The organism is Mesorhizobium sp. Arg314, from assembly GCF_053714275.1.
Genome location: NZ_JBSKBP010000025.1, coordinates 66,494 through 87,893 on the forward strand (window position 1 = coordinate 66,494; position 21,400 = coordinate 87,893).

At 60.6% G+C, this 21,400-nt stretch carries 21 protein-coding genes and 2 pseudogenes; 11 read left to right on the forward strand and 12 right to left on the reverse strand.

Annotated elements, in window-relative coordinates:
- Positions 1–37 precede the first annotated feature (37 nt).
- From ACWGS9_RS23495 to ACWGS9_RS23515, 5 genes and pseudogenes are all read left to right on the forward strand, one after another.
- Positions 38–910, forward strand: coding sequence for a universal stress protein (locus ACWGS9_RS23495; protein ID WP_454507488.1), 873 nt, complete (start codon positions 38–40; stop codon positions 908–910).
- Positions 911–1,028: 118 nt separating this feature from the next.
- Positions 1,029–1,232: a CCE_0567 family metalloprotein gene (locus ACWGS9_RS23500; protein WP_454507489.1), complete on the forward strand. Its 204-nt coding sequence runs from the start codon at positions 1,029–1,031 to the stop codon at positions 1,230–1,232.
- Entirely contained in the window at positions 1,229–1,543 is a 315-nt protein-coding gene (fdxB, locus tag ACWGS9_RS23505) for a ferredoxin III, nif-specific (RefSeq protein WP_454507490.1), read from the forward strand. Before ACWGS9_RS23500 ends, fdxB begins: the two co-directional genes overlap by 4 nt.
- A 27-nt stretch (positions 1,544–1,570) precedes the next feature.
- Positions 1,571–1,837: an exopolysaccharide production repressor protein gene (locus tag ACWGS9_RS23510; RefSeq protein WP_454507491.1), complete on the forward strand. Its 267-nt coding sequence runs from the start codon at positions 1,571–1,573 to the stop codon at positions 1,835–1,837.
- Positions 1,838–2,018: 181 nt separating this feature from the next.
- A pseudogene (locus ACWGS9_RS23515) lies at positions 2,019–3,034 on the forward strand (1-aminocyclopropane-1-carboxylate deaminase).
- A 123-nt stretch (positions 3,035–3,157) separates the two neighbouring features.
- On the opposite strand, the gene ccoS reads toward ACWGS9_RS23515, so the two are convergent.
- The 11 genes from ccoS to ubiM form a co-directional block, all read right to left on the reverse strand.
- A complete protein-coding gene (gene ccoS, locus ACWGS9_RS23520) occupies positions 3,158–3,334 on the reverse strand; it encodes a cbb3-type cytochrome oxidase assembly protein CcoS (protein ID WP_454507492.1) in 177 nt (58 codons plus the stop codon).
- A complete protein-coding gene (locus ACWGS9_RS23525; RefSeq protein ID WP_454507493.1) occupies positions 3,331–5,622 on the reverse strand; it encodes a cation-translocating P-type ATPase in 2,292 nt (763 codons plus the stop codon). The genes ccoS and ACWGS9_RS23525 overlap by 4 nt, the downstream gene beginning before the upstream one ends.
- Complete coding sequence (locus ACWGS9_RS23530) at positions 5,619–6,134, reverse strand: FixH family protein (RefSeq protein WP_454507494.1); 516 nt, start codon at positions 6,132–6,134, stop codon at positions 5,619–5,621. The genes ACWGS9_RS23525 and ACWGS9_RS23530 overlap by 4 nt, the downstream gene beginning before the upstream one ends.
- A complete protein-coding gene (gene ccoG, locus ACWGS9_RS23535; protein WP_454507495.1) occupies positions 6,131–7,690 on the reverse strand; it encodes a cytochrome c oxidase accessory protein CcoG in 1,560 nt (519 codons plus the stop codon). Before ccoG ends, ACWGS9_RS23530 begins: the two co-directional genes overlap by 4 nt.
- A 169-nt stretch (positions 7,691–7,859) precedes the next feature.
- Entirely contained in the window at positions 7,860–8,723 is an 864-nt protein-coding gene (gene ccoP / locus ACWGS9_RS23540; RefSeq protein WP_454507496.1) for a cytochrome-c oxidase, cbb3-type subunit III, read from the reverse strand.
- Positions 8,724–8,725: 2 nt separating this feature from the next.
- Positions 8,726–8,875 carry a cbb3-type cytochrome c oxidase subunit 3 gene (locus tag ACWGS9_RS23545; protein WP_454507497.1) on the reverse strand — a complete coding sequence of 50 codons (150 nt, stop codon included), beginning with the start codon at positions 8,873–8,875 and terminating at the stop codon, positions 8,726–8,728.
- Between the two features lie 12 nt (positions 8,876–8,887).
- A complete protein-coding gene (gene ccoO / locus ACWGS9_RS23550) occupies positions 8,888–9,619 on the reverse strand; it encodes a cytochrome-c oxidase, cbb3-type subunit II (protein ID WP_454507498.1) in 732 nt (243 codons plus the stop codon).
- A 10-nt stretch (positions 9,620–9,629) separates the two neighbouring features.
- The gene (ccoN, locus tag ACWGS9_RS23555; RefSeq protein WP_454507499.1) at positions 9,630–11,240 is read right to left on the reverse strand and encodes a cytochrome-c oxidase, cbb3-type subunit I; all 1,611 of its coding nucleotides are present in this window, start codon (positions 11,238–11,240) and stop codon (positions 9,630–9,632) included.
- A gap of 156 nt (positions 11,241–11,396) precedes the next feature.
- Complete coding sequence (locus ACWGS9_RS23560; RefSeq protein ID WP_454507500.1) at positions 11,397–11,579, reverse strand: hypothetical protein; 183 nt, start codon at positions 11,577–11,579, stop codon at positions 11,397–11,399.
- 295 nt (positions 11,580–11,874) lie between these two features.
- Positions 11,875–12,621, reverse strand: a complete 747-nt coding sequence (locus tag ACWGS9_RS23565) for a Crp/Fnr family transcriptional regulator (RefSeq protein ID WP_454507501.1) — start codon at positions 12,619–12,621, stop codon at positions 11,875–11,877.
- 486 nt (positions 12,622–13,107) lie between these two features.
- Positions 13,108–14,277, reverse strand: a complete 1,170-nt coding sequence (gene ubiM, locus ACWGS9_RS23570) for a 5-demethoxyubiquinol-8 5-hydroxylase UbiM (RefSeq protein WP_454507502.1) — start codon at positions 14,275–14,277, stop codon at positions 13,108–13,110.
- A 1,515-nt stretch (positions 14,278–15,792) separates the two neighbouring features.
- Between ubiM and ACWGS9_RS23575 the strand changes: the two genes are divergently transcribed.
- The 6 genes and pseudogenes from ACWGS9_RS23575 (at position 15,793) to ACWGS9_RS23600 (ending at position 20,486) form a co-directional block, all read left to right on the forward strand.
- Positions 15,793–16,962, forward strand: a complete 1,170-nt coding sequence (locus tag ACWGS9_RS23575; protein ID WP_454507513.1) for an MFS transporter — start codon at positions 15,793–15,795, stop codon at positions 16,960–16,962.
- A gap of 940 nt (positions 16,963–17,902) precedes the next feature.
- Entirely contained in the window at positions 17,903–18,538 is a 636-nt protein-coding gene (gene queE, locus ACWGS9_RS23580) for a 7-carboxy-7-deazaguanine synthase (protein ID WP_454507503.1), read from the forward strand.
- Positions 18,535–18,888 (forward strand): 6-carboxytetrahydropterin synthase QueD, encoded by a 354-nt coding sequence (gene queD / locus ACWGS9_RS23585; RefSeq protein WP_454507504.1) that lies wholly within the window; start codon positions 18,535–18,537, stop codon positions 18,886–18,888. Before queE ends, queD begins: the two co-directional genes overlap by 4 nt.
- Before the next feature lie 4 nt (positions 18,889–18,892).
- Positions 18,893–19,318, forward strand: a pseudogene (locus ACWGS9_RS23590) (7-cyano-7-deazaguanine synthase); the annotation flags it as partial.
- A gap of 167 nt (positions 19,319–19,485) precedes the next feature.
- A complete protein-coding gene (locus ACWGS9_RS23595; protein ID WP_454507505.1) occupies positions 19,486–19,917 on the forward strand; it encodes a hypothetical protein in 432 nt (143 codons plus the stop codon).
- Positions 19,918–20,264: 347 nt separating this feature from the next.
- Positions 20,265–20,486 (forward strand): hypothetical protein, encoded by a 222-nt coding sequence (locus ACWGS9_RS23600; RefSeq protein WP_454507506.1) that lies wholly within the window; start codon positions 20,265–20,267, stop codon positions 20,484–20,486.
- A gap of 149 nt (positions 20,487–20,635) precedes the next feature.
- On the opposite strand, the gene ACWGS9_RS23605 is transcribed toward ACWGS9_RS23600, so the two are convergent.
- Positions 20,636–21,400 (reverse strand): TCP-1/cpn60 chaperonin family protein (locus ACWGS9_RS23605; RefSeq protein ID WP_454507507.1); only part of this gene is annotated, 765 nt, incomplete at its 5' end.

Below are 21,400 nucleotides of genomic sequence, written 5' to 3' on the forward strand. Positions count from 1 at the left end.
CCGTACAAGTACAGACTATTTGGAAAGAAGCAGTCAGATGACTTTCAAGACCGTGCTGTGTGTAACGGAAGTTGAACACTCCAATCAGGACGTCATAACCGCTGCCAACTTATGTACCGAGATTGGCGCACGTCTGTCAGTACTGATCGTCAAATTTGCCAAGCGGCCGCCTATCGGCCCAGTTTCGGCCATGGGGTGTGAGCGCGCATCAGACGTGGTCAGACTGGAAAGACGGCTTAACTATATTGAGATACTTTCGCAGGATATCGACAGGCTGGCAAAACGGTCCAGAGAAATCCAAAAACTGCTGGAAGGCATGCGGGCTCGCTGGGACGTGGACACCGACTTTTGGGACCAGGCCTGTGTCGGCGATGTGGTCCGGCAGCGGGCGCTCTACGCAGATCTGACAGTCATCGGCCCATCACTCCTCGACGACGACGATCTCGGACCGCTTGCGATTGACGGCAGCCTGTTCGAATCGGGAAAGCCGGTGCTTGTCGTGCCGCACGGCACCAAGGCATCTCTGCGGCCGCGGCGCGTGCTGGTCGGCTGGGATTCGCGAGTCGAGACGTCGCGTGTCGTTCGGGACGCGCGACATCTGCTGTTCGGTGCGGAGGAAGTTCGTGTCACATTGGTCGATCCGGAGGCAACAGCCAACGCAAACGGCCTTGGGCCGGGAACCGACATCGCGGCCTACTTCGCCCAGCACGGTATTCGGGTGGTAGTCGACCGGCTGCCGACCGCGGTCGGGTCGGTGACCACAATCCTCGCGCAGCACGCGATCGACACGTCCGCCGATATGGTCGTCATGGGCGCTTATGGCCACCGCCGGTTGCGTGAGCGGATCTTGGGCGGCGTGACCAGATGGATACTTGAGAAGCCGCCATTGCCGCTTTTTGTGGCGTGCTGAAGACCGATGCAGTTGCCGTCACCAAGAAATCCAGCCTGGCCGAAACTCTTCGACTGGATTCAGGCGAAGAGCCGCCAAAAGCGCGGCGGTAGTGCAACCCATTCGGAGGGAAGAAATCATGTCGGACGTTGAGGAACTGCAAAAGAAAGTCCGCAAGCTACAGTCGCGCGCGGGAACTGCGAAGATGGACTTGCACGACCTTGCCGAGGACCTCCCGGTCGGCTGGCGCGGGATTAAGGCTGTCGCGAGGAAAACGTTCGAGGTTTTTGCCGAGTTGGACGCTGCAAAGAGAGAACTCGCCGCCTTGGAGAATTCACGATGACCGGCCCGTTCGTTACCCGCGACGGCTCCAGGTGGATGCCCGAATATCTGACCGCAATCGATGGCACGACCTGCATCGGCTGTGGCCGCTGCTTCAAAGTCTGCTCGCGCGAAGTGATGCATCTTTACGGCATCGATGACGCGGGTGAAATCCTCGGCATTTGTGATGACGAGGATGACTTCGAAGGCGAGCTAAATCGCATGATCATGGTCGTCGACCATGCCGGCCGCTGCATCGGCTGCGGAGCCTGCGCCCGCGTCTGCGCCAAGAACTGCCAGACCCATCTTGCGGCCGACCACGCCGCAGCATGACCTGGCGGACAAACCAGGAGAACGCCGATGCCGCTCCGAATGTTTTGCCACCTCATGGCGTTGGTCCTGTCCACCAATGCTGCAGCTGTCTATCTCGTCTCGCACTCCATTCGAGCGGTAGTCGTCAAGACGCTCACCTCTGCGCTGCTTCTCCAGGCAGGCTATTTCGCAAGCGTGCTCTTTCTGATCTGGCGGTCTGGCCATCCTGGCAGCGCTGCACAAAAGGCCAATCATTTCGAGGGCTGCCAGGACGTTCGGCGCCAGTCGCCAACCCATCGGGAGAACGAGGAATGAACTTTGGGTCTCGGCAGCATCGGCGTGCGGTTTGCCTCGTGTCGCCGGCCAACGAGATGCTGGAAATTAACGACGGGGTCTCCTTGGATGTCGACGGGCGCAGTTGATCTCAATATGAACCCGACCCTTGGAAGGACTTGTGGATGGCAGTGTTAGCCAATCATACACCGCCGCAGAAAGCATGCGGGAAAAATTCGAACGCCACCCGCTCACCTTTGGCCCGACCCCGATCGAGAAGCTCGACCGGCTCGGCCAACATCTGGGGGGAAAGGTGGACATCTACGCCAAACGCGAGGACTGCAACTCAGGTCTCGCATTTGGCGGAAACAAGCTCCGCAAGCTCGAATACATCATCCCTGATGCGATCGCGTCAAATGCCGACACACTTGTCTCCATCGGCGGCGCGCGGTCCAACCACACGCGCCTGGTCGCTGCGGTCGCCGCCAAGATCGGCATGAAATCCGTCCTGGTACAGTAGAGCTGGGTGCCGCATGAGGATATCGTCTACGACCGAGTCGGCAACATTCTCTTGAGCCGCATCATGGGAGCAGAGGTGCGCCTGGTCGACCAGGGCTTTGACATCGGCATCCGCCGCAGTTGGGAACAGGCACTCGATGAGGTCCAGGCAAGGGGCGGCAGACCCTACGCGATACCGGCCGGGGGGCTCCGTCCACAAATATGGCGGCCTTGGCTACATACGGTTCGCGGAGGAGGTGCGCGCGCAAGAGAAGCAGCTTGGATTTGCCTTCGACCATATCGTCGCATGCACGGTCACGGGCTCGACGCGAGCCGGCATGGTCGTAGCCTTTGCCGGAGACGGCCGACAGCACAACGTGCTCGGCATCGACGCCTCCGCAGCCCCCGAGCAGACCGGCGCGCAGGTGCTAGCAATTGCCAATGATACCGCAAAGCTCGTCGACCTTGGCACGGAATTCACCGAGGATCACGTGGTGCTGCTCAAGGAGTACGCATACCCGCGTTATGGCATCCCGTCAGAGGAAACAAAGCAAGCCATCCGTCTGTGTGCCAGCCTCGAGGGTATGATTACAGATCCCGTCTATGAGGGAAAGTCGATGCAAAGCCGTGATCGACCTCGTCCAGAAAGGCTTCTTTCCAGAAGGTTCGAATGTCCTCTATGTCCATTTCGGGGGAGCGCCGGCAATCAACGCTTACGGCTATACGTTTCGCAACGGCTGAGGTTTGCAGGTATTACCCGCAATCCGGCTCGTATGCTTTGCGACAGGCGAATTCCAATTCCCAGTTGGGCAAGCAAGAGAGCTCTTGCGCTACGCTCGCCGCGATCCGCGACTCGAATTTTCTTCACATGGTCGCGCGTTCAGTGAGACCGTCCGGCTTGTCGTCGGGGTCGATCAGGATGCGCTCTGCCGCACCGTCGAGATCGTCGTACTGGCCGCTACGCAGTGCCCAAAGGAAACCGCCCAATCCAAGCGCGCCGAGGAAGAGCGCGACCGGGATCAGATAGACAAGGTTCGTCACCGGGACTGGACCCGTATATCAGGGCGTGCGCGCTTTTCGGGTAGAACATTCCAAAGCCCCGCACGCTTCGTGAAGGCGTGAAGCCGCATGGCGTTGCCGATAACGATCAGTGACGAGGCCGACATTGCGATCGCAGCGATGAGCGGCGTCACGTGTCCCAGAACGGCGATGGGAACGGCAAAGGCGTTGTACACGATCGCAATGGCGATGTTCTGGCGAATGAGCCGGCCGGCCTTGCGCGAGACATCCATCGCCAAAGGCACCGCCAGAAGGCTCTCGCGCAGGAAGACGAAATCTGCGGCATTGCGACCGATATCGGCCGCGGTTGCCGGAGCCATCGAAACGTGTGCTGCCCGCAATGCCGGTGTATCGTTAAGCCCGTCGCCTACCATCAAGACCTTGTGTCCGGCGCGAGTCTGCGACTCGATCCATTCCACCTTTCCCGAGGGCAGCAGCGCCGGCACGAAGCTTTCAGTTCCCAATGATTTGGCAACCTCGCCGCAGGCCTTCGCGGTATCGCCGGACAACATATCGACGGACACGCCGGCGTCCTTCAATTGCTGGATCGTTGCCTTGGCGTCTGGTCGAAGCGCATCCTCGAAAGCGAAGCACGCGACGATGTTCCCGTTCTTGGAGAGCACCGTGCCACCATAGCCGCCGAGCTTGCCCTCGCCGCCGGTGCTGGCCTTCCAGCCCGCCCATCCGCGCCGTCCGAGCCGCCACGTATTCCCCTCCATTATGGCTTCGACGCCGAAGCCCGGATGCTCGCTGACGGATTCGACACCGGGCTGGCCGGAATACCCCGCATAGCCGGCGATGGCCCTTGAGAACGGGTGGCGGGAATGAGCCGCCATCTCGGCCGCGATCGCAAGCATGGTCGGATCGATCGAGGACGCATTGACCAGCTTTGGGCGCCCGAGCGTCAGCGTTCCGGTCTTGTCGAACACCGCCGTGTCGATGCCGGCAAGTCGTTCCATCGCCGAGCCATCCTTGACCATGACGCCGGCCTCGAACAGGCGCCGGGCTGCTACAACCTGGACGATCGGCACCGCAAGGCCGAGCGCGCAGGGGCAGGTGATGATCAGCACGGCGATGGCGATGGTGAGCGCCCGGTGCCAATCGCCGGTCGCGACCAACCAGCCGAGGAATGTCACGAAGGCCGCCAGATGAACCACGGGCGCGTAGAGCGCCGATACGCGATCGGCGATGCGCCGATAGCGCGAGCGACCGCCTTCGGCGGCCTCCATCAGCCGGACCATCTCCGCCAGAAAGGAGTCCTTTGCGGCCGCGGTCGCCAGCATCGTCAGCGGACCTGTGAGGTTGAGCGTGCCAGCCTGTACATGGGCACCAGTACCGACGGCCTTTGGCGCGCTCTCGCCCGAGACGATCGAGCAATCCAGGTCGGAGTTTCCGCCAAGTATGTCGCCGTCGATCGGTATGCGTTCTCCGGCCGCGATGAGCAGGCGCAGCCCGGGCTCGAGTTCGGCGACGGGCAGGAATTCGCGCGTGCCGTCGTCCCTCAAGACAAGCGAACCCCGCGACGCGAGCCTCGAGAGGCCGTTGACCGCCGTTCGCGCCCGCTCCCGCATGACGTGGTCGAGCGTGCGGCCAATCAGAAGGAAGAAAAGCAGCGAAACCGAGGCGTCGAAGTAGGCGTGCTCGCCATGATTGATGGTCTCGTAAAGGCTCATTGCGTAAGCGAGCGACACACCCACCACGATCGGCACGTCCATGTTCATGCGGCCGTGACGCAACGCGTTCGCGGCAGAGCGGAAGTAAATGCCGCCGGCGAAGGCGAGCGCGGGGATGGCGATCAACGCGGACAGCCAATGAAACAGATCCCGCGTCGCGCCTTCGGCACCGGACCAGACCGACACCGAGAGCAACATGATATTGCCGGCCGCGAAGCCGGCGACGGCAACGGCCCGGATCAACTCCGACAGGGTTTTGTCTTTTTCCTGGATTTCCTGGTCGAACAGGTGTGCCTGATAGCCCAGCCTTGAAAGCACCGCAAAAAAAGGCGGGACCTGTTCCCCGCGCCAGCGAACCGATACTCGCTTGGTTGAGAGATTGACGCGGGCGGAATCTATGTTTTCGAGCTTCGCCAGCGCTGCCTCGATCGCCTGGATGCAGCCCGCGCAATGAACCGACGGAACCGACAGGTCGGTCTGGTGAATGTCGCTGCCCAGAGAGCGGCTGGCCAGCTTGATCTCGTCGCTCGACGGCGATGCGGACGCCGCTGCGGCGATCTCCAACGTCATTTCAGCCCCTGGCGCACAACAGCTCATTGCAGGGCTCCCTTCAAGATCATGACGCGGCGGATATCGCGGAACGGAGAGGCAAGGCCCGCGTCGGCATCGATCTCGACGATCCAGACGCCGTCCTTTGGCGTGTGCCGCACGGCAAATTCCGCCGCGTTCTCCGATGTGGCGCCGGCCGGCGCGGCAAGCGTCAGCGCTTCGTCTTCGGCCTCGTAGGCTGGGTGCCGAAACGATATTCTGACGCCGTGCAGCGGCAGCGTTTTGCCGTGCGCATCGAGAAGGCTGTAACGGACTTCTCCCGAGGCGACGGTAAGCTTGCCTGTCCAGCCCAATGCCGCCTGCGCCCTTCCTTTCCGAGCCTCCTCATTGAACTGCTGGCTCGCCACATAGGTGTTCTCGACAACGAGACCGGTCCAGCTCTTTCGGGCGAGCGTGGCCATGGTGACGTTGACCCCGATCACCACCGCAAAGAAACTGACGATTACGATCAACATGTGCCAGCCGGTGAACTCGCGCGGCCTTTGCGTATCGGTGCTCATTTGCCCTTCTCCGGCGCGTTGAAACTCGCGGTGTATTCGGCGGATTCGGAATTCGCCTTGTCCTCGATCCGAAATTCGAAGCTCTGCGCCGGCTCCTCGATCCGGTCCGCCGGTTGGCGAACGAAGACCTTGAGCACCTTCAGCCGGTCTGGTTCGGCTGCAATGGAGAATGAGCGGCTTGGAGGCTGGTCTATGCCGACGATGCTCATCTCGCCGCCGTCGAGGCCCTGCAGCGTGACTTCGACCGTCCGCGGTTCCGGAATCATGTTGAGCAGCTTGACGGTGTAGCCGTTGCGGATCGAGCCGTCCGAAAGCGTCACGAACTGAGGATTTCGGTCATGCAGGACATTCAGCTCCAGCCGCTCGCGCGTCAGCAGCGAATAGATGAGGACCAGCCCGATCGCCGACCATGCACCGAGATAGATGTAGGTGCGCAATCGTAAGATCTTGCCCAGGTGGAAATGCGCCAGGCCGTCGACGAAGGCGCCGCTCGTCGTTCTTACGAGCGAAGGATTGGCTGGACTTGTGCCGCTGGCGGTCGCTACCGCCATGTTGGCGTTGTAGTCCGCCAGCGTTGCATAGGAGATCAGCCCGCGCTCGCGACCGAGCTTGTCCATGACACCATCGCAGGCATCGATGCAGAGCGCGCAGGTGATGCATTCGAGCTGCTGGCCGTCGCGGATATCGATCCCCATCGGGCAGACGGCGACGCAGGCGTTGCAGTCGACGCAATCGCCGGCCGGTAGGCCGGCGGCCAGAGCCTTCTTGGCATGGCGCGAACGCGGCTCGCCGCGCCAGTCGTTGTAGGTCACGGTCAGCGAATTTTCGTCGAGCATCGCAGCCTGAATACGCGGCCAGGGGCACATATAGGTGCAGACCTGCTCCCGCATCAGTCCGCCGAACACATAGGTCGTGCCGGTCAGGACGGCGATCGTGGCATAGGCGACGGGCGCTGCCGCGCCGGTGACGACTTCGGCGAGCAGCTTCGGCGCGTCGGCGAAGTAGAATATCCAGGCGCCTCCGGTGGCCGCTCCGATTATGAGCCAGATGGCATGCTTGGATGCGCGCAGGAACAGTTTGCGAGCCGTCCACGGGGCGGCTTCCAGCTTGATGCGTGCATTGCGATCGCCTTCGATCGCGCGCTCAACGACAAGGAACAGGTCGACCCAGACCGTGTGCGGACAGGTGTAGCCGCACCAGGCCCGCCCGACCGTAGATGTGACCATGAAGAGGCCGATGCCGGCCATCATCAAAAGGCCCGCGACGTAATAAAATTCTTGCGGCCAGATTTCGATGAAGAAGAAATAGAAGCGCCGGTTCGCGAGATCGAGCAGGACGGCTTGGTGCGGCGCGAACGGGCCTCTATCCCATCGCAACCATGGCGTCAGATAATAGATGGCGAGTGTCATCACCATGACCAGCCATTTCAACTGGCGGAAACGGCCCGAAGTCCGCTTCGGGAAAATCTTCTTGCCCTTTGCATAGAGCTGTTGCCGAACGTTGGCGGAATTCACAGCCCCGGCTGCGCGCCGTTCGATCTGCCTTTGGTCCAGCACCGCGCCTCCAGTCTAGCAGTCTGCAGCCTCCCGTGGAGCAAGCTTTGCCGCAGGATCGGTCGCGCCGCCTTGATGCAAGTCAATTCCGCGGCCGAAAGGCGGGTCGAGGCCCGGCCGAAAGCCGGGCCTCGTCGCTTAACGGTGGTGGGAGGTGAATAGGCCGCTTCTCCTATTCCCCACCGCCAAGCGAATGGACATAAACCGCAAGCTCCTTCACTTTTGTCTCCCCCAGACGCGCCCCCCATGCTGGCATCACACCTTGCTTGGGTGCGCGGACCTGCGCGGCGATTGCGCTTTCGCCCGAGCCATAAAGCCAGATCGCGTCAGTCAGGTCGGGAGCCCCAAGCTCCCGGCTTCCCTTTGCGTTTTCGCCATGACAGGCGGCGCAATTGTCCGCGAAAACCTTGGCGCCGGGCTCGATCAGGCTCTTGTCTCGCACCGCTCCCGAAAGGCTGGCGACGAAGGCGCTGACCTGGCTGATCTGCCCGGGTTGAAGCACGTCGACGAAAGCTGGCATCTCCGACTGACGGGTGTCCGGGTCGGAGGCGAAGCGAATGCCGTGGGTGATCGTCTGCTGGATCTGCTCGGTCTTGCCGCCCCAGAGCCAATCGTCATCGTTGAGGTTCGGAAAGCCCTTGGAGCCTTGCGCGCCGGAGCCGTGGCACTGCACGCAATTGACCTTGAACGTCGCGCCGCCGGCCGCGACGGCAAATTCACGCAACGCGTCGTTGGCAGCAATTTCGGAGACGGTTTTCGCCTGGATGGCCACGACATACTTCCCCTTGGCGGCTTCGGCCGCTGCTAATTCATTCTTGACATCATTGCGGCTGGCATAGCCGAGCACGCCCTTCGTCGCGGATGACAGCATCGGCCATGCTGGGAAGGCGATGGTGTAGCCGATCGCCCAGGCGATGGTGATATAGAAGGTTATCACCCACCATCGGGGCAACGGGTTGTTAAGCTCCCTGATGCCATCCCATTCGTGACCGGTCGTTGAGATGCCAGAGACTTCGTCGATATGCTCGCGGCTCATGATCAGTCATCCTTGAAAGGGATCTGGGCGGCGTGATCGGCCGGTGTTCTGCCACCGGGGCGCAGGGCAAAGGCAATGCAGCCGACAAAGAACAGGGCCATTGCAAGCAGGCCCCAACTGTCGGCAAACTCCCGCATCAAGTTGTAGTCCATCGGTTCCTCTCCTCAGCGGTAGCCGGCTGCTTCGTCGTAGTTTTTGAAATCGACCAGGGTGCCGAGCATCTGCAGGTAGGCCACCAGGGCGTCCATCTCGGTGACCTGCTGGGGGTTGCCGTCGAAGTCGCCGATCTTGGCTTTCGGATAGCGGCTTTCCAGTCCGGATGTGTCGGCATTCGGATCGGCCTGCGCCATCAGGTCGGCATTCGCGTGGGCGATCATGTCGTCGGAGTAGGGGACTCCGACGCGCCTGTTCGCTGTCAGATGCGTCGAGAAATCCTTCACCTCGATCGGTGTGTCCTTCAGGAACGCGTAGCTCGGCATGATGGATTCAGGCACAACGGAACGCGGGTCGGTAAGGTGCTGGACGTGCCAGCTGTTGGAGTAGCGGTCGCCGACGCGAGCGAGGTCCGGCCCGGTCCGCTTGGATCCCCATTGAAACGGATGATCGTACATCGACTCGGCCGCCAGGCTGTAATGGCCATAGCGTTCCACCTCGTCCCGGAACGGCCTGATCATCTGGCTGTGGCAGAGGTAGCATCCCTCGCGCACATAGATGTTGCGGCCGGCGAGTTCGAGCGGCGAGTAGGGTCGCATGCCCTCGACCTTCTCGATCGTATTGTCGAGATAGAATAGTGGCGCGATCTCGACGATACCGCCGACGGTGACAACCAGCAGGCATCCGACAAGAAGCAGTGTGGCGTTCTTCTCGATCAGCGCGTGTTTATCCATCAAGCCCATGTCTGGCTCCTTATTCGGCAGGCCGGAAAGCGGATACGGAACCCGGGAATGGCTGTTCTTCGCGCTGCCTGCCAAGGATGGTCATGGTGACGTTCCAGGCCATGATCAGCATGCCGGCCAGATACATGGCGCCGCCCGCGGCGCGCATGACGTAGTAGGGATGCATGGCGGCGACGGTCTCGGCGAAGGAATACACCAGGAAGCCCTGCTCGTCGTATTCGCGCCACATCAACCCCTGCATGATGCCCGAGACCCACATCGCCGCCGCGTAGACGACGATACCGAGAGTCGCCAGCCAGAAGTGCCAGGTGACGAACCGCACCGAATAGAGACGTTCGCGGTTCCAGAGCTTGGGCACCATGTAGTAGAGCGCGCCGAAAGAGATTATGCCGACCCAGCCGAGCGCGCCCGAATGGACGTGGCCGATGGTCCAGTCCGTGTAGTGCGACAGCGAATTGACCGTCCTGATGGACATGACCGGACCTTCGAAGGTCGACATGCCGTAGAACGCGATCGCAGCGACCATCATGCGAATGATCGGGTCGGTGCGGATCTTGTCCCAAGCTCCTGAAAGCGTCATGAGGCCGTTGATCATGCCACCCCAGGACGGCATCCACAGCATGATCGAGAACGCCATTCCCAGCGTCTGCGCCCAGTCGGGCAGGGCGGTGTAATGAAGATGATGCGGACCGGCCCAGATGTAGAGGAAGATCAGCGCCCAGAAGTGGATGATCGACAGCCGATAGGAATAGACCGGCCGGTTCGCCTGCTTGGGCACGAAATAATACATCATGCCCAGGAAACCGGCGGTGAGGAAGAAGCCGACGGCGTTGTGGCCGTACCACCATTGCGTGAGCGCGTCCTGGACGCCGGAGAAGGCCGAATAGCTCTTTGACCCAAGGAACGATGCCGGCATCGACAGATTGTTCACGACGTGCAGCATCGCGATCGTGACGATGAAGGACAGGTAGAACCAGTTGGCGACGTAGATATGCGGTTCCTTGCGCTTCAGGATCGTGCCGAGAAAGAGCAGGAGATAGGCAACCCAGACGATCGTCAGCCAGATGTCGACATACCATTCCGGCTCGGCATATTCGCGGCTTTCAGTGATCCCGAGCAGATAGCCGGTCGCGGCCATGACGATGAAAAGCTGATACCCCCAGAAGACGAACCAAGCGAGATTTCCGCCGAACAGCCGTGCCCGGCAGGTGCGTTGGACGACGTAAAGCGAGGTGCAAATCAGCGCGTTGCCGCCGAAGGCAAAGACGACGGCGGAAGTGTGGAGCGGCCGCAGGCGGCCGAAATTGAACCAGGGTTGGATGTTGAGGTCGGGGAAAGCAAGCTGCAGCGCGATGATCACGCCCACCAGCATGCCAACGACGCCCCAGAACACCGTTGCTATGGCCCCGTAGCGGATCGGACCATCCATGTAGGTGGATGGATCGATCGCAGCTGCGGGCTTGAAATCCGCATTGCGCAACAGGATCGCGGTGAAGCCAGCCACGGCGAAGAACAAAACCCACATATGCTGGCGAAAGGGTTCATCTACGCCGAAGCCGGCGGCCACAACAGCCGTGAAGGCAAATAGGCTTAGAAGGACGATCTCTGTGGCAAATCTCATGACATGTCCCTGACGCCGCATTTGATGCGGACGCGGGTCCGCTCCCCACTAATTCCGTAAACGGCGTGTTGGCGCTATGATCCATGTCAAGGGGATGATCGCCAGTCGGACAATTCTGCGTCTTGAATTCACGCCGAGACGCTCAGATGCAAATCTTCAATCGTCGTCAAATGCAAAGCCGTTGTCGAAGGCTGCCTTCATGGCGGCCGGCCGTGCGGGGATGTCAGTCTCTTGCACGATCGCAAGTTGCGGACCGGCGACGAGCTGGAGGCGATAGCCGACAGATTGCCCTCGGTGGATCGGTTGAAGTGATGGCAAACGAGTGCCGCTGCTGCGCATGAGCCATGCCCGTGAGGAAGAGCATCTATTTCCTGCGTTTGCGAGACACGCAACTGATGGCAAGCGGATGGCTTCGCTACGTCGCTTGCGGGCCGAGCACATCGAGGACGGGTGCGCGGCGACGGATTTGACCGATACCCTGCTGACCATCGCGCATGGAGGGTGGCGTCGCCAACCTGAGGCCTTCGGTTTCATGTTAAGGGCCTTTTTGTGCGTCACGACGACACATCGCATTCGAGCGCGAGCACGTCCTGCCGCCTATCGCACAGCAGAATCGGGCGAACCGACCGGAGAGCTAAGCGTCAGAACACGACCACGTGCCCGAACAGCATTGCAGCCGGCTAATGCTATCGACCACGACATGGCGAGTGTTCTCGATCCGGATCACGCCGTCGTCACAAAACTTTGTCAGCTGGCGGCTGATGGTCTCGCCAGTCAGGCCGAGAAAGTCGGCGATATCGGCACGGGTGAGCGGCAGATCGAAAGTTGCCGATCCCTTGCTGGTGTCCGTCGCCCGGTCGATATTCATCGCGATCAGGAAGAGAAAACTCGCTACCTTCTCAGCCGCCGTCTTACGGCCCAGCGTCACCATCCACTCACGAGCCTCATCCAATTCCACCAGTGTCTGCTTGAGCAGGCGGTGTTCTAGAGCCGGTGCCTCCCTCATCATCCGCTCGATGGCCGCTTTCGGGAACGAGCACAGGGAGACTTCGGTCGCGGTCTGCGCGCTGACATCGCTTTCCGACTTGAACGGCCGGCCCAGAAAATTGGGCGCGAATTGAAGCCCGACGATCTGCTGGCGTCCGTCCGGAAGACATTTGGTCAGCTTTACGACGCCCGAAAGCACGTTCGCATAGCTTTCGATCGCTTCGGCGTCTCTGACCAGCTCCGTTCCTGGCGGAATGTTGTGTCTCCACGAGGTCTTGGCCAAGTCAACCAACTGGTTGGGCTCAAGCGCGCCGCACAGGCCACGGCGCCGTGCCTCGCAGAATTGGCAAAGCACAGGAATTACATCACTTTGAACGTCTTTAGGGATGGTCATCTCACGGCCCGAACGAACAATGGTGACGGCACGATAGCACCGCTGCTCAACGAAGTGTCGCGTCAGTTTGTCCTGCCTCCGGCACCCTAGTTTGAAACCAAGGCGGCGGCGGTTTGCAAAGTTGCCTTTAGGCAAGCAACCACGACACTCGTCCAGAACTCTATCGCCATCTTGCGCGACAACGTGCCGCGTTAAACGAGCTATCCGACCGCGCCACATTTTCATTGTGGTGTCGATGCGTTCTGGTTCGAGCTCGCACCTGAACCTCGCCTTCTCAGCGCTCGACTGGGTGGAGCGTTTCGGCGACGTCGGCCAAAAGCTGCTCTGTCAGGCAAGCCGCTCGCGATCGAGCCCAGGCAGGCTGGTTGAAATTGACGGCGAACCGCACGAAGCGCTGCCGCGAGACTTGCCATTGTGCAAAATCAGAGCCGGATTTTGTGACTCGAAACCAGCACAGTCAGCCGGGCCAAGCCCGTAAGATCGAACTTAACGCCTCAGCGCGGCAGAAATTCCATATCGGATAAATGGCAGATTTTGGCCCAACCGAAGGCCCAAATGCCTCGCGGCCTGCGCCAGCGGGCGCTCGTCTGTGTAAAGCTTAACCAGCATGTTGGTAGCGTGGTAAAGCGGCGCGGCGCTCAGCCTTAGCCGGGTTTCATACCGGCGCAGCAAGGTTGGATCGGCGATATCGGTTCCTTTGCGCCGAGCCGTCAGAATAGATTTGGCCAGTCGATGCTGACCGCCAAGGCCGATGTTGAAGCCATGCGCTGTGACCGGATGCATGCCGACGGCCGCATCCCCGAGGAGCGCGGCGCGCGGCGCCCAGAATCTGTCTGCCCAGGTGGTGACGAGCGAGTAGGCGTGGCGGCCGCTGGCCAGCGACATCTTACCTAACCGTCCCTGACAGCGCTGGGTGATCTCCGCAAGAAAGGCCGGGTCGTTCATCAGGACAAGCCTGGAGACCTCGCTTGCCGAAAGCGTGACAAGCAGTGACGACACGCCTTCCGCAAGCGGCAGCATTGCGATCGTCTGCTTATGATCAAACAATTCCGTCGCGATCCGATTGTGGTGCAGATCATGCCGCACACGGCAAATCAGCATTGAGCGGCCCAGCCGATTGATGTCGGCGGCGATCCCCAGCAGATCGCGCAGGACAGACAGGCGCGAATCCGCAGCCACGAGGAGCTGTGCCTTGATCCGTCGACCATCTGAGAGGGTCACCGTCGCGTCGCCGGGATTGATTTGGGCAGCGACGACGTTGCAGCCAGGGAATATATGTGCATGCTCCTGTGTGTGGACAACGCTGAAAAGGGCACTGCGAATCCAATGGTTGGGGACCAGAATTCCCAGTGGTTTAGCGCTTCCTGCAGGCGCATCGAAGCTTAGTGCGAAAGGGCTCGATCCATTAAGCACTCGTGCACCAAGCAGGGGGGACTTCTCCGAATGGGGAATGGCCTCCCAGGCGCCGAGCTCTCGTAGAATTTTGACCGAAGCGTGAGTGAGTGCAATCTCACGTCCGTCGAAGGCGGGCTGCGCCAAACCCGCGATCGATTGGCGTTCGATCAGCGCGACCTTGAGGTCACTTGCGGCGAGCGACGCGGCAAACGCCAATCCAACGGGGCCTGCCCCGACGACAACGATGTCAAAGCTGGTCATCTCGTGCCGCCGCGGTGCAAGCCAAGGCAAAAAAGGTAAACCAGCAGAGCTTCCAGACAGCGTTTCGGACGACACGGACATTTGGCCCTCAAGACTCAGGAAATTTTGGTGAAATTGATTGAGGTCAATCTCAATGCCGACCCGCGCGATCTTATCAATGTTAGGTAGGTGATATATGGCCGACATCGTGTTGAGGTTTGCCCAGGAGTGCGATACGGCCCTGGTCAGGGCGTGGATTTTCCCTCGATCTGGCAGACAATGCTGAACGACATCCCTACGTCGCAGGCTAGCCACTGCAAGATCAGAACGAAGCCGGGCCTGCGATCAGCATTCCGTTGATCACCGGCCGCCCTGTCATATTTGATGCTTCAGGAAAGCAGCGTGGTGCGACGTGCCGCCGCTCCCGACAAGGGACAGTCACCGCTTGGCTGGTTGTTGAAGAGATTTCCAAGGAGGAATAGCCCCTTAGAGTCATATAAAATCCAACACCCATCAGAAAGCTTCCCGGCCCATATCATTCTCCTTTGAAAACCTGGGGAGGAGAGCACGCCGTTGACGCAGGAGCCTTGATCTGGGTCAACCACAACGAAGCGATGGATCGAAAATCTGTCTGGACTTCGACGATTTGCCAGCCGGCGGCCCGACAATCGTCTGTTCGGCGGCCTGGAAGGTCAACGCCGTTCACGTCGAGCGCGTGCCCATGACGTATATGACAGTTTCGAAGCAACCTCCCTGCCGCGCTACAACCTTGGTGCAGATTGTCGCACGGCCGCACCCGAATTAAGTACAGCGGCCCCCATCTCTAGGACGCGAGCGGTTTCGATAGTCGCAGACCGAATGGCCTCGCGAGCTGGCAGCACCTGAGCGCTGCACGAACATCCGCATTGGTGGGTCTTGCATTCCCCAAGCAGGAGAAGCCGTAATCCAGGCTGGCGCCCGCGAAGCGCGGTGTTCCGAGCCGTTGACGCCGGTCGGAATCGAGCGTTCCACCGATGCGGCGGAGTTGCCAGCCGCGCAGCTTCGCGGACGATGATGGAAGTTGGCACCGGTACCTGCGGCTCAGACGGCGTTAAGAATGTTGAGGGGGCATCGGCGCGATCTACGTCGCCGTCGATCGCCGCTTACGAAGGGGAGATCTTGTGCTTCCGGAACGTCAGAATGTCTCGGAGATACCGCCTATTCGTCAAATCACAACAGTTTGACTTAGCACTCCTTCAATGAAGCACCTAATGGCCTTGAGCATGGCCGACGCCTCGTGCGCGTGAGGCCAGGCGACACAGGCGCCCATGCACGCTTTCTTTAGACCGATGCTCAGCCGTCACGCGCGGCATAGTCCTGCCGCATTGCGACTCACTAATCTTTCCCGGGCAGCCGTGCGCTGAAACGGGGCGACGATGTCGGACATGCGACGTAGCTTTATTAGCGTTATCTTATTGTTTTGGCACGAGGTTTTCATTTGGAACGATGCATGCTTGGCTGGCCGCGAATCGTCATCAAAGCCAGTCTGGACGCTCCATGCCTTTACCGATCCTTGCACTTGCCATCGCGTCCTTCTGCATCGGCACAACCGAATTCGTTATAATGGGTCTGCTGCCGGAGGTCGCCGCCAGCTTGCAAGTGAACATTTCCTCGGCCGGCCTGCTGGTCACCGGCTATGCACTGGGAGTGGTCTTCGGCGCGCCTGTTGTCGCCATGGCCACCGCGCATTTGCCGCGCAAGCGGGTGCTGGTTGGTCTCGCCGCCCTGTTCGTTGTCGGCAACCTGCTCTGCGCCATCGCGCCTAACTACTGGATGCTGATGGCCGCGCGCGTCTTCACCGCCTTCGGTCACGGCGCCTTCTTCGGCATCGGCTCGGTTGTCGCTGCCAGCTTGGTGCCGCGCAACAAACGGGCCATTGCCATCGCGCTGATGTTCTCCGGCCTGACGCTGGCCAACATCCTTGGCGTTCCTGCCGGCAAGGCGCTCGGCGAAGCCTTCAGCTGGCGCACCCCCTTCCTGGCCGTGGTCGGCACCGGGCTGATCTCGGTCGCGGCGGTCGCATGGCTGGTACCGTCCGACGTCGCACAGCCCCGCGGCGGCGGCCTGCGCGGCGAGCTGCGCGTGCTCGCCAAATTGCAGGTGTGGCTCGCCATGCTCATCGCGGCGCTTGCCTCGGCCAGCCTGTTTGCCGTCTTCACCTATATCAAGCCCTACCTCACCGACGTATCCGGCCTGTCCACCGCCGCGGTCACCTGGGTGCTGCTGCTGTTCGGCGTCGGCATGACCATTGGCAACATCATTGGCGGCCGGCTGGCCGACTGGAAGCTGATGCCGACCGTCATCGGCACGCTGCTGTTGCTGGCGGTGCTGTTTGTCGGCTTCAAGGAGTTCGGTGCCATTGGGAGCGTCGCGATTGGCATGGTCTTCATGTGGGGCCTGCTCCTCTTCGTCGTCGTGCCGCCGCTGCAGATCCGCGTCGTGGAAGCCGCCTCGGAAGGCCCCAACCTCGCCGCCACCCTGAACCAGGGCGCCTTCAATGTGGGCAATGCAGGCGGCGCCTGGCTAGGCGGCATCGCGCTGAACTGTGGCGTTTCCTACGCCAACCTTCCGCTCGTCGGAGCCGCGCTAGCGCTCGTGGCCGTCGCCGTCGCCGTGTTGCTGCAGTCACTCGACCGCCGTACTCTGCGGACGCGGCCGGCGGAATAGCCGCTCTGCCCATGGCGATGCGACAAGATTTCGAGACCGCCAAGCGCCTTCGCTTTCCAGCTTTGGGAACTCGGCGAGGACGGCAAGCTGTTTGCGGCCCTTCCGGTGCACAGCGAGCGGCTCGGCGGTGGGTCTTGCTCGTATATCCTTTTCTCGTCCAGTCCCATCCAGAGCCCGGCGGCATGACTGGTCGCGAGGCGTCGCAGCGTGCCAATAGCGGACGAGGCGTTAGCCTTTGCCAGCAGCATTGTCGACGGTACCTTCGCCGCTGGACAACGCCTCAGTCGATGCCGCGCGCAATTCGGGTGCGTCTTCTTCACGCGCTTCAAGGATCGGCTGGGATTCAGCAAGAGCCTAAGCGGTTCAGCGATCCTCGCCGCCGTGCCACTGCCAATCGCTTTGGCGTTCTCTATCTTGGCGGCAGCTTGAGGCTCTGCAGCGGTTCGGAGCAGAACCTGGCGCGCCAATTGATCGGTGGGGCTTCACGACCACCAACGCAACCAGAAGGAATCATTTACCCGTCGGCCAGACAACCTTGAAGCCGAGCGCGATGACGCACCGCCCCCCTTCCTAAGGCCCGGGTTCGCGGGAGTACTGCGCGACATGAAGGTCGGGCTGCGAAGATAGGTGGCTCAACACCGAGCGGCCGAGGGCGGCTCCCAAGCTCGTCAAATGGAGAAGCGTGAAGCTCTTATGCAGGATTGTGTGTTGCCTTTTTTGAGACAGAACACTGTCGCTAAGGTTATGCGTTTCGGTTGCTTCAGAAGCCTGCGCTCGGCTGCCGTCCGCAGCAGTTGCTTCGTGTCCGGGGCGAGTGCGTTTTCGGGAATGGGCATCGACGGGGAGGCGGTGTCCATAACGTGCCCGTGGGACATCCGTCAATTCTCGCCTGGTGTGGCATAGGTGAGCGGGCACTCGCTTAATCGGAGGTCACTTAGCCATGTCTTACGCCGTCAAGGAGATCTTCTATACGCTGCAAGGTGAAGGGCGCAATGCCGGGCGAGCTGCTGTATTTTGTCGCTTCGCGGGATGTAACCTTTGGTCGGGCCGTGAAGCCGACCGCGCTACCGCAATCTGCAGATTCTGCGATACCGATTTTGTTGGTACGAACGGCTATGGGGGCGGACGCTTTGCGACCGCACGGGAGCTTGCGTCGACCGTTGAACGGGCCTGGCGCGGGGCTGGGGGAGGCGAGCGTCTTGTCGTTCTCACCGGAGGGGAACCGCTTCTGCAGGTTGATGACGAGCTGATAGAGGCCCTGCACGCCGAGGCGTTTGAAATTGCGGCGGAGACCAACGGTACCATCCATCCGCCGGCTGGCATCGACTGGCTGTGCGTCAGTCCGAAGGCGGATGCGCCACTGTTGGTCAGGGCCGGGGACGAACTTAAGCTTGTTTATCCTCAGCTTGATGCGGAGCCAGAGCGATTCGAACGCATGGCATTCAACCACCTGCTACTACAGCCGATGGATGGAACTGAACGCGACGCCAACACTGCGGCCGCTGTCGCCTATTGCCTTGCTAATCCACGCTGGCGGCTGACCCTTCAAACCCACAAGTTCTTGGGAATCCCATGAAAATCACACAGGCTTTCACCTTTGAGGCAGCGCACCGCCTTCCGCGAGTATCCGAAACCCATCGCTGCCACCGAATGCATGGCCACTCATACCGTGTGGATCTTCGTCTCGCAGGTCCAGTCGATCCGGACACGGGTTTTGTTGTGGACTTCTTTGATGTCGAGGCTGCTTTCGGCCCCCTTTTGCAGCGCCTTGACCATCACTGCCTGAACGAGATCGACGGTTTGACGAATCCTACCGCCGAAAATATCGCGATCTGGATCTGGGACCGAATAAAGCCCGTTCTGCCGCAAATTGCATCGGTAACAGTTTGGGAAACCCCGCAATGCTGGGCTGAATACGAAGGGTGAGACGATGCAACAATATTCCGAGACTGCGCTCGTTCTCTTTTCCGGCGGCCAAGTATTCAACCACCTGTTTGGCCTGGGCGCTGGAGACATTCGGGGCGCTCGAGACGATCGGCTTTGACTATGGGCAGCGGCATCGAATTGGACATCCGGCCGCGAGTGCTCGGTCAAATGCGGAGGGACTTTGCGGGTTGGAGTGATCGGGCGAATGACCTTCTTGATGTTGCGGTTCTTGGAGATCTGAGCGAAACGGCGCTCACTCACAGAGTCGAAATCGCGATGCAGGAGAACGGGCTCCCGAATACCTTCGTACCAGGCCCGCAAGCTTCTCTTCTTGACGTTCGCGGCCGCTGTCGCTTATCGCCGAGGCGTAAGGCATTTGGTAGCCGGCGTCTGCGAGACGGATCGCTCAGGCTGCCCCAATTCTCGAGAACTCTCTGGACGGCGCTGAGAATGGAACAACCGGAGCTAACCATGACGGACCAGAGCGAACCATTCGAGGAAGAAATACACGAAACGCCCAAATCCGGCGCCGGCGTTGGAAGCCCGGCAGCACGGTCACCGGAGCGAAAAATATCCACCTGAAATCGGCCTGAGGTGATGATCCGCTTTTTTCTCATTGGAATTATTGTGTATGGCGTCGTGGCGCTATTTTCCGGGCCTTTCGGAGCAAGGGAGGCATTCGTCTCTGAAACGCGGCTGCAGGCGGAAACGGCGACCCCCGACCCGCATTCTGGAACAACCCCTACAGCGTTGGCATGGGCCAAGGAAACGCGGCACATTGGAACTTTGGTTGTGGAACTTTCAACGGCAGATGCAAACTTATCGCGCGGTCAGAGGAATGCCAAAGCTGGAAAGGTTCGAAGACTTGTAGTGTTGATCGACGCGCCGGAAACAGAGCCCGCCAACGAGCCCTGCGGTGAATGCGTGCACGGCCATCTGTCAGAGTTGGCATCGTTCGGCCCAAAGGAACTGCCAAGGCTCGGGAACTTATGGATCTGGTCGCCCGAGATGATCGGATCCCAAGGATAACCCGCGACGCGCTCCAGAGCCTTGTCCGTCAAATCCGCGATACCGAGCAAACCTCAAATAGGCGCTCTCTTACCTGCGTTCCAAGCGATGGCATATGGCAAATCCCGCAAAACAGGTCGGAGGATTTCAGGTGGCGGTCATCGGCAGGTACAGGAGCAATATCGGCTTCCTCCTCAACGCGCGAAGGTGCTATTGGCAAGGTGTGAATGTCTATCCCGCACATCCGGCTTTCCCATACGGCCGGGGACGATGCGGTGTAGACCCACGTCAATGCCACTCAGCAGGATGATAACTCCGGCAAAGAAAGCGTGGCGCGGAACGCGTATCCTGTAGATGAAGGGGAACTGTTGAGCTTCGCGCTGCCCTTAAAAAAAGTATCTTTTTCTGACAAGAGCGCAGCGGTCTTTATGGATGCCTGTGTCCTGCCGTTGTTGATCGCCAGTGAGCGCGGCATTGGTGTCAATCAAAGTCCGGAGGCGGCAGTTGCACTCATACCGGTCCATCAGTTGCCCCACCCGTTTGCACGATTTGGGTCAAGAATGTGGCATCAGGAAGAAGATCCGACTTAGGTTCCCGAGGCGTTGCCAGCCGAGGCAGGCAGTAGCCGTCGTTGCGGCAAACACACAAATGCCTCGTTGTTTAGCCGCTCGCTCCCCGGTAATCGCCTTGACAAAGGGCGGCATCGCTGCCGCCCTTCCGGGATTGTCGAAATATGGCCTTAGAAACCCATGCCGCCCATTCCGCCCATTCCGCCCATGCCGCCGCCGGGCATGCCGGCCGGCATGCCGCCGCCAGCCGACTCCTTCTTCGGAGCCTCCGCGATCATGGCTTCGGTGGTGACGAGCAGGCCGGCGACCGAGGCCGCGTCCTGGAGAGCCGCGCGCACGACCTTGACCGGATCGACGATGCCCATGGCGATCATGTCGCCATATTCGCCCGTCTGAGCGTTGTAGCCGAAGGTGTCGCCCTTGTTCTCGAGGATCTTGCCCGCGACGATCGAAGCTTCCGCACCGGCGTTGGCCGCGATCTGGCGAGCCGGAGACTGTAGCGCGCGACGAACGATGTTGATGCCGGCAGCCTGGTCGGAGTTGATGCCGGTGACCTTGAGGTTGCCCGAAGCGCGCAGCAGCGCAACGCCACCGCCGGCAACGATGCCTTCTTCCACGGCCGCGCGGGTCGCGTTCAGCGCATCGTCAACGCGGTCCTTCTTTTCCTTGACCTCGACCTCGGTCGCGCCGCCGACGCGGATCACCGCGACGCCGCCGGCGAGCTTGGCCAGACGCTCCTGCAGCTTCTCCTTGTCGTAGTCCGAGGTGGTCTCCTCGATCTGCTGCTTGATCTGGGCGACGCGGCCCTGGATCTCGGCCTTCTTGCCGGCGCCGTCGACGATGGTGGTGTTCTCCTTCGAGATCGACACCTTCTTGGCGCGGCCGAGCATGTTGAGGCCGACATTCTCGAGCTTGATGCCGAGGTCTTCCGAGAT